This window comes from Herpetosiphon giganteus, assembly GCF_016907925.1.
Lineage (GTDB): Bacteria > Chloroflexota > Chloroflexia > Chloroflexales > Herpetosiphonaceae > Herpetosiphon > Herpetosiphon giganteus.
The window spans coordinates 47274-54939 of sequence record NZ_JAFBCZ010000037.1 but is presented as its reverse complement, the minus strand read 5'-3'; the positions used below and the strand labels follow the sequence as shown (position 1 = coordinate 54939).

6 protein-coding genes are annotated in these 7666 nt (G+C 51.5%); 3 read left to right on the top strand and 3 right to left on the bottom strand.

What is annotated here, in order from left to right; translation table 11 throughout:
* Positions 1–348: 348 nt before the first annotated feature.
* The 3 genes from JOD20_RS23300 to JOD20_RS23290 all read left to right on the top strand — a co-directional run bounded on the left by JOD20_RS23300 (position 349) and on the right by JOD20_RS23290 (position 4348).
* On the top strand, positions 349–2136 hold the full coding sequence (locus tag JOD20_RS23300; protein ID WP_204757576.1) for an ABC transporter substrate-binding protein: 1788 nt from the start codon (positions 349–351) through the stop codon (positions 2134–2136).
* Positions 2137–2199: 63 nt separating this feature from the next.
* Positions 2200–3240: an ABC transporter permease gene (locus JOD20_RS23295; RefSeq protein WP_204757575.1), complete on the top strand. Its 1041-nt coding sequence runs from the start codon at positions 2200–2202 to the stop codon at positions 3238–3240.
* Positions 3241–3280: 40 nt separating this feature from the next.
* Complete coding sequence (locus tag JOD20_RS23290; protein WP_204757574.1) at positions 3281–4348, top strand: ABC transporter permease; 1068 nt, start codon at positions 3281–3283, stop codon at positions 4346–4348.
* 739 nt (positions 4349–5087) lie between these two features.
* On the opposite strand, the gene JOD20_RS23285 is transcribed toward JOD20_RS23290, so the two are convergent.
* From JOD20_RS23285 to JOD20_RS23275, 3 genes are all read right to left on the bottom strand, one after another.
* Complete coding sequence (locus JOD20_RS23285; protein ID WP_204757573.1) at positions 5088–5612, bottom strand: flavodoxin domain-containing protein; 525 nt, start codon at positions 5610–5612, stop codon at positions 5088–5090.
* Positions 5613–5765: 153 nt separating this feature from the next.
* The gene (locus tag JOD20_RS23280; RefSeq protein WP_204757572.1) at positions 5766–6611 is read right to left on the bottom strand and encodes an NmrA family NAD(P)-binding protein; all 846 of its coding nucleotides are present in this window, start codon (positions 6609–6611) and stop codon (positions 5766–5768) included.
* A gap of 93 nt (positions 6612–6704) precedes the next feature.
* Complete coding sequence (locus JOD20_RS23275) at positions 6705–7586, bottom strand: MerR family transcriptional regulator (protein WP_204757571.1); 882 nt, start codon at positions 7584–7586, stop codon at positions 6705–6707.
* Between the last annotated feature and the right edge of the window lie 80 nt (positions 7587–7666).

Below are 7666 nucleotides of genomic sequence, written 5' to 3'. Positions count from 1 at the left end.
CGGTTTTGCTCTGGGTTTGGTTTCGTCACCATCCAGTATACCAAACCGAGGTCGTGCTGTATCCCCTGGTTGAGCGTCCCTGTCCGCCCTTAAACGCCTGGAGGCGGGACGGAAGGGTGGTGATCAACAATGCTGAGTAACAAACTGATTTTGCTCCCCAAGCAGCGCGAATGAACACAGAAATATCAGCAGTAGCATGGGGATTACGATCTTAATTTAATCATAATAGATTAACGAGATTTTACCCCACATGGATTTTGCCCTATAATACGAGCACCGCACCGCTCTGGATCAGTGGAGATGACGAGTGTAAGACTATCGTAGGAACGCCTAGCTTAAGGAGGTCTCATGTCTTTCCGTAAACCGGGTAAGCGTTCGATTGGCTGGCTCTTGCTGCTGGTATTGATGATACCGCTGATTGCCGCCTGTGGCGCAAGTGCCACCCCAACTGCCACCGTTGCTTCAACTCCTGCGACTGGTGGCGAACCCACTGCCGCCGCAACTACCGCTCCTACAGATGACACCGCCGCAGCCACGCCAACCGAAGCCGCTGCCGCAACCGAGGCTCCAACCGCTGGCAATGCCGATGATTATTTGGTCTTTGGTGGTTCGGGCGAGCCAGATTCGCTCGATTCAATGGATACCACGACTGGCACAGCCTTGATCGTGACCCGCCAGATCCAGGAATCATTGCTTGGTTTCAAGCCAGGCACCTTGGACGTACAGCCAGAATTGGCGACCAAATGGGAACCAAACGCCGACTCGACCGAGTGGACGTTTACCCTGCGCGAAGGGGTCAAATTCTCAGATGGCACCGACTTCAATGCTGATGCAGTTGTCTTCAACTTCCAGCGCTTGTTCGTGCCCGATTTTGAGTTTGGCTTCCGTGCCGAGGGCAAGCAATACAACATCGTGCCCGACATCTTTGGTGGCTATGCTGGCGATGCCAACAGCGCTTTCAAAGAAGTTGTGGCGGTTGATCCAACCACGGTCAAGTTTGTCTTGACCCGCCCTGTGCCGTTGTTGCCAAGCTATTTGGCTGCTTCGTACTTCGGGATTTCATCGCCAGAAGCGGTGAAAGCTGCCAAAGAAAAATATGGCTCGCCTGAAGTTGGCGGCGTTGGCACTGGCCCCTTCAAATTCGAGCGCTGGGATGCTGGCCAAAGCATTACCTTGGTGCGCAACGAAGACTATTGGGGCGACAAGGCCAAAATGCCAGGTGTGGTTGTACGCTTTATTGCCGAAGCTCCCCAACGCTTGGCCGAGCTAGAAGCTGGCACGATTGATTTCACGATCAACTTGAGCGCCGATAGCCGCGATAAAATCGCTTCGAGCGCCGAGTTGCAAGTTGTCGATTTGACTCCGTTCAACATCGCTTACTTGTCGTTGAACATCAACAATAAGCCATTTAACGATGTGAAAGTTCGTCAAGCAGTGGCCTATGCAATCAACAAGCAAGAAATTCTCGATGCCTCATATGGTGGCGTTGGCTCGATTGCCGACGACTTCTTGCCCGATGGCTTGTCGGATTATCGCCCAAGCGATTTAGAGTCATATGCCTATGACCCTGACAAAGCCAAAGCCTTGTTGGCCGAAGCTGGCTATGCCGATGGCTTTAGCACCATGGTCTTGACCGATGGCACCGAATTGCCTTTGGAATTGTGGTATATGCCGGTTTCACGGCCTTACTACCCCGATGCAAAGTCGGTGGCCGAACTCTACGCCGCCCAACTCTCCGACGTTGGGATCAAGGTTGAACTCAAAACCGAAGATTGGGGTGTCTACCTCGATAACTGGGATGCTGGCCTGAAAAACGGCATGGTGATGTTGGGTTGGACGGGCGACTATGGCGACCCAAACAACTTCTTGTTCACCCACTTTGGCCCAGGTAACGCCGACGAAGCTGGCTATGCCAACGAAGAAGTTTGGAAGTTGCTGGCTGATGCTGGTGGCGCAACCACACCTGCCGAATCGATCAAATTGTTCCAAGAAGCTGGCAAGTTGATTAACACCGATTTGCCACGGATTCCAATCGTTCATGCTCCCCCAGTCTTGGCAGCCAAGAAATCTCTGCAAGGTTGGGTGCCAAACCCAACTGGTGGCGAATCCTTCGCGCCAATTTCGATCACCAAATAACCAATAGCCGAGCCTACGCCGCTTGTTAGCCCTTAACAAGCGGCGTATAGTAAGGAAGAATGCATGCTTGGGTATATTTTTCGTCGGCTGCTTGGCATTATTCCCGTCCTGCTTGGCATTTCACTGCTGGTTTTTACTCTGTTGCGCACCATCCCCGGTGATCCCGCGATTATTATTTTGGGCGAACGTTCAACCCCTGAACAACGCGCAGCTCTGCGCACCAAACTCAAGCTTGATCGGCCCTTATACCTCAATTTTGAGGGCGGCAATGTTTTTGAAAGCCAATATGTAACCTATATCACCAATTTTGCCACTGGCGATTTTGGCGATTCGATCAAAACCCGCCAAGCAATCTCCAAAGAATTAAAGGAGCGTTTTCCAGCGACAATTGAATTGGCGCTGAGCGCCTTGTTGATTGCGGTCGTGGTTGGAGTCACCACGGGCGTGGTTTCGGCGACCAAACGTGGCTCGTTGCTTGATGCTGGCAGTATGATTGTGGCGCTGCTGGGCGTTTCAATCCCCATTTTCTGGCTTGGCTTGATGATGCAATATTTGTTCTCGGTCAAGCTCAAATGGCTCGACCCCAGTTTGCGGCTTGATACCAGCTTGCATGGCACATTTAAGCCAATTACGGGCCTGTATTTGCTCGATGGCTTGTTACTTGGGCGATTTGACATATTCACGAATGCCTTTAAACATTTGATTATGCCGAGCCTCGCCTTGGCAACTGTGCCGCTGGCCAGCATTGCGCGTATGACGCGTTCGGCGATGCTCGAAGTGCTCTATCAAGATTACATTCGCACCGCGCGGGCCAAAGGTTTATCGGCGCGGATTACGATTTTGCGCCATGGCTTGCGCAATGCCCTGATTCCGGTGATTACGGTAATTGGGCTGCAACTGGGCTTTTTGCTGGGCGGAGCCGTTTTGACTGAAACGGTTTTTTCGTGGCCAGGCATTGGGCGTTGGTTGCTCGATGGCATTTTGGCGCGCGATTATCCAGTGGTGCAAAGTGGCGTGATGTTTGTTTCGCTAGTGTTTGTGTTGATCAATACCTTGGTTGATATTTCCTACCGCTTCTTTGACCCACGGATTCAATTTAAATAACGCTGCTCGGCGTTTTGCACTGGGCTAGTAAAGGGTGACTATGGCGACAACTGAACCAACTATCACCAATAAACCGACGAGCGATCAAGCGTTACTGTTGCGCAAGCCGCGTTCGCTCTGGAGTGATGCTCGGCGGCGGCTATTGAGTAGCACGGTTGGCATAATGGGGCTGGCGATTTGTGCCTTTTTGTTTGCGATTGCGATTATCACGCCGATTGTGCAACCACTCGACCAAACCCTCAATCGTGATACCGCCAATAAATTGCAGCCGCCATCGTGGCTGATGAGCCAAGAAGAGCGCGCCGACGCTGCCAAGAAAAGCATCGATAAAGCGCGCAAAGATACGCCGTGGGGACGTTTTGAACGTCCATTCGGCACCGACCAACTAGGCCGCGACATCTTTATTCGGGTGTTGCATGGTGCGCCAATTTCGCTGACGGTTGGCACGTTTGCGGTGGTTTTGGCGGTTATTTTTGGCTCGCTGCTGGGCCTGGTTTCAGGCTTTTTCGGCGGCATTATCGATACGATTACGACATGGCTGATGGATATTTTGCTGGCCTTTCCGTCGATTCTGCTGGCAATTGCTTTGACCGCAATCAGCAATAATCGTGAATCGTTTTCGTATAAATTTAGCCAACAAATTACCAACCTGCCAATTTTGCAAACGATCTTTGACCCGCCGTTGTTCAATGCGATGTTGGCGGTGGCCGTAATCGAAGTACCAATTTTCGGGCGGATTGCACGGGCGGCGGTGTTGAGCGTGCGCAATCAAGAGTATATTCACGCTGCCGAAGCGGTTGGAGTGAGCCGCACTCGGATGCTGATGCGCCATATTTTGCCCAACAGCTTAACTCCCATTTTGGTGCAAATGACCTTGAGCGTAGCTTCATCGATTACCAGTGTGGCGGCGTTGGGCTTTTTGGGGCTTGGCGCACAACCGCCGCGACCTGAATGGGGTTCGATGCTATCAACTGCCCGTGAGTATGTTGGCACTGGCCAATGGTGGTATGCGCTGTTCCCGGGGATTGCGATTATGCTGACCGTGCTGGGCTTTAATTTGCTGGGTGATGGTTTGCGCGATGCGCTTGATCCGCGGCTGAAGCATTGATCGCGTAGCGATGAGCGGTCAGGGGTCAGAGAAAAGGATGAAGGATGAATTATGAGGGATAAAGGGGCCAGGGGTCAGGCTATGGGCTATAGACTAGCGGAACATTGTTCGTGCAATTCGTGGCTTCGGCCCCTTCGTGTTCCTTCGTGCGCTTCGTGGATCAGATGTTTAACGCAGAGGCGCAGAGAAATAAGGCTATGGGCTATGGGCTATCGGAACATTTTTGGGATTGCAATGGATTCAACAGCCAACAGCCTTTCGTGGAATTTGTGGCTCAAATGCGCTTCGTGTTCTTCGCGTTCTTCGCGGTTGCTTGGTTCCTGATCACTTCCAACCGATCCCCAAAGCCTGTTTCGCCACCCTTCCGTCCCGCCCCGGCGGGAAACGCAGGGGGTTTTCAGCCCCCTGCACCCCCAAATGTTTCTCCGTGGATTGTTCTTCCGCTGGCTGCTCACCAAAATTTTCCTTTCCGCTGTTTAACGCAGCGGCGCAGAGCAACCGAAGGATGAGGGATGAATCCAATTGCCAATAGCCAATAGACTATAGCCTTTCGTGGAATTCGTGGCTAAAAAACCAACTTTCGTGATATTCGTGCGCTTCGTGGATCAGATGTTTAACGCAGCGGCGCAGAACAACCGAAGGATGAATGATAAAGGATGAGGGATGAATCCAAGAGCCAAGATCCAACATCCTATAGCCCCAGCTTCGTGTCCTTCGTGCTCTTCGTGGTTAAAAATGGTTACATCGAAAGTTGTTTTGGCAAGCCAGCGGCCCACGCTTCAATTGCTGACCAATTGCGATAATCGCCTTCGCGCCAGCGCCGCACGAGCATTGCAGCGCGAAATAAGAGTCGATAACCTAAGCTGATTTTGCTGAGATCAAGCACGCCAGCAAACATACCTTCGCTCTGGGGCTGCACCAAATTGCGCACAGGTTGCAGCCATTCGGCCACTTCGGCGCTGGTTTTGGCTGGTTGCTTGGTCATTGCCAGGGCCAAACAGGTCAAAAAGGCAGCAAAGGGTTTGGTTTGTAATGCAGTTTGATGCTGCTTGACGAAGGCCAACGCCTCTGGCAACCACCGATTTTTATGAATCGCACTGCCCGCCACGACTGCCTGATAGCGACTCAAATCGCGCACTTGTTGCATTGGTACAAGCTCGACGTTCAAACCTTGTGCAGCGAGCACATTGGCGATCGTTTCGGCTACGCCAATCGTGGAGCCGCCGCGACTGGCATAGGTTACGAGGATTGTTGGATTCGCCATACCAAACTCCTTCCAAAATTAAATGCCCTCACCCCAACCCCTCTCTCGTGGCGCGAGGCTTTAACCCGCTGGTTCTTGCACAATTCGTCGGTGAACAATGGCTCTCTCCCTCGCCCGCGTTTCAGTGGGCGAGGGGGCTGGGGGTGAGGGCATTTAGCGATTTATGCTAGCAAGTTGCCAAACACCACGGGCTGCTGCTTCACGGGCATAATTGCTGAAATCATTGGGCTGGCGACCTAACGCGCGTTCGACTCCATCGCTGAGGTAGGCATTGCGACCATCGAGCACTTCGCGAAACAAAAATTCGACTAACCAAATCATGTCGGCGGGCCATTGTTGCTCGTGCAAGGCCCTAATATAGGCTTCGATTGGAATTGGCTGATAATCGATTGGGCTACCATTGGCTTGGGCAATTTCGTTCACTGCTTCAGCAAAGGTCATTAAGCGTGGCCCAGTCACTTCGTAGAGTTGGCCAGCATGAGTTTGCACATCATTCAAGGCGGCGATTGCAACATCGGCAATATCATCTGCATCAATAAATGGCTCTTTGACCTCGCTGGCAGGCAAGAAGATTTGGCCATTCAGTAACGGCTCATGAAAAAACGATTCGCTGAAATTTTGCATAAACCAGCTAGCTCGCACAATCGTCCAAGCGATTCCTGAGGTTTGAACGACTTGCTCGCATGCTTGAGCGGCAGCTTCGCCGCGCCCAGATAACAGCACCAAATGCTTGACTCCGCTGGCGACGGCCAATTGGCTGAATGCACGAATCGTTTCGATGGCACTGGGCACGGCTAGATCTGGTTGGTAGCTGAGGTAGACGCTTTGGACATCGGCCAAGGCTGCGGGCCATGGTTGTTGATCATCCCAATCAAAGCTGGGGCTGGCTGAACGTGAGCCAACCCGCACGTTATGGCCTTGCGCTTGTAAACGCTCAACAATTCGTTTGCCAGTTTTGCCAGTGCCGCCAGTTACCAAAATCAGATTATTCGCTGTCATGGGTTTTCCTCACTAGAAAATCAAATCCATGAGCAGTCTAAATCTTCACGTAACGTTAACTGCAAGCCCTATTTTGGCGCACTCATCAGATATTCATTTTTGAATTGGCTCGATTGGAAATTGCACTTCGGTCAGTAAATCGCTGCCATCGGGGTTTTCGGGCAAGCGCAGCGAAATTTCACGTGGCAGGGCGGTTGGGCGATAGCCATTAAGTTCGGCCCAACGCCCAATCTGCTCATAACTGGTCAGAATTTTTTCAATTGGGCCTTGCACAACGCTGGTGGCCATGAGTTCGTTGGCTGGGTGTTGATCAAAGCTTAATTGAAGTTGCTGGGAAATCTTGACCGGAGCATGCGCAGGTTGCTCAATAAAACAGCCAATTTCGAGATCCATATCAAACAGCGAGTCATTGTGAGTTTGGCAAATGCAAAAACACATGCCATAGCGTTTGCTGGTTGGCAAATGTTGGCGAATTTGTTGAATTGCCTGCAACCCGGATTCGAAATTTTCGGCGACGATGCGGGTGCTGAGCACTGCTTGGCTGGGCATTGGCTTGAGCACAACATTTAGCGGCTTATCGAAATCGTTAAACGCATTCAGCCGCGATTCTATGCGCTGAATGCGTTGCATTTCTTCGCGCAGATGGGCCTCGATTTCAGCTTTTTTCTGGCGCAAGAGGCCTTGCATTTGGTCGGCAGAAATTTGATCGTGGGTTAAATCGCGAATCTGTTCAAGCGAAAAGCCCAAATCTTTGAGCACCAAAATGCGATTTAATGCAGGCAATTGCTCGGCACTGTAATAGCGCCGACCATTACTATGATCAATAGTTGCTGGTGGAAATAGGCCTAATTCATCGTAGTAGCGCAAAAAACGCTTCGAAACTTGAGCAATTCTGGCGAATTCACCAACCGTAAACATGCGCAACACCTCATTTGTGGCTGAGATCAACACTCGTCGGAGCAAGCTATGCGTCATTAGTCCATGCTTCATTATAGTGCTTGTTGGTGCTATGGGGGATAAATTGCTCGATAGGACGAATAGCCTATAGGCAGGCG

Bases quoted from the DNA above. Each gene is read 5' to 3' on its own strand.
- JOD20_RS23300 (WP_204757576.1), top strand. From the start codon at position 349: ATGTCTTTCCGTAAACCGGGTAAGCGTTCGATTGGCTGGCTCTTGCTG.
- JOD20_RS23295 (WP_204757575.1), top strand. From the start codon at position 2,200: ATGCTTGGGTATATTTTTCGTCGGCTGCTTGGCATTATTCCCGTCCTG.
- JOD20_RS23290 (WP_204757574.1), top strand. From the start codon at position 3,281: ATGGCGACAACTGAACCAACTATCACCAATAAACCGACGAGCGATCAA.
- JOD20_RS23285 (WP_204757573.1), bottom strand. From the start codon at position 5,612: ATGGCGAATCCAACAATCCTCGTAACCTATGCCAGTCGCGGCGGCTCC.
- JOD20_RS23280 (WP_204757572.1), bottom strand. From the start codon at position 6,611: ATGACAGCGAATAATCTGATTTTGGTAACTGGCGGCACTGGCAAAACT.
- JOD20_RS23275 (WP_204757571.1), bottom strand. From the start codon at position 7,586: ATGACGCATAGCTTGCTCCGACGAGTGTTGATCTCAGCCACAAATGAG.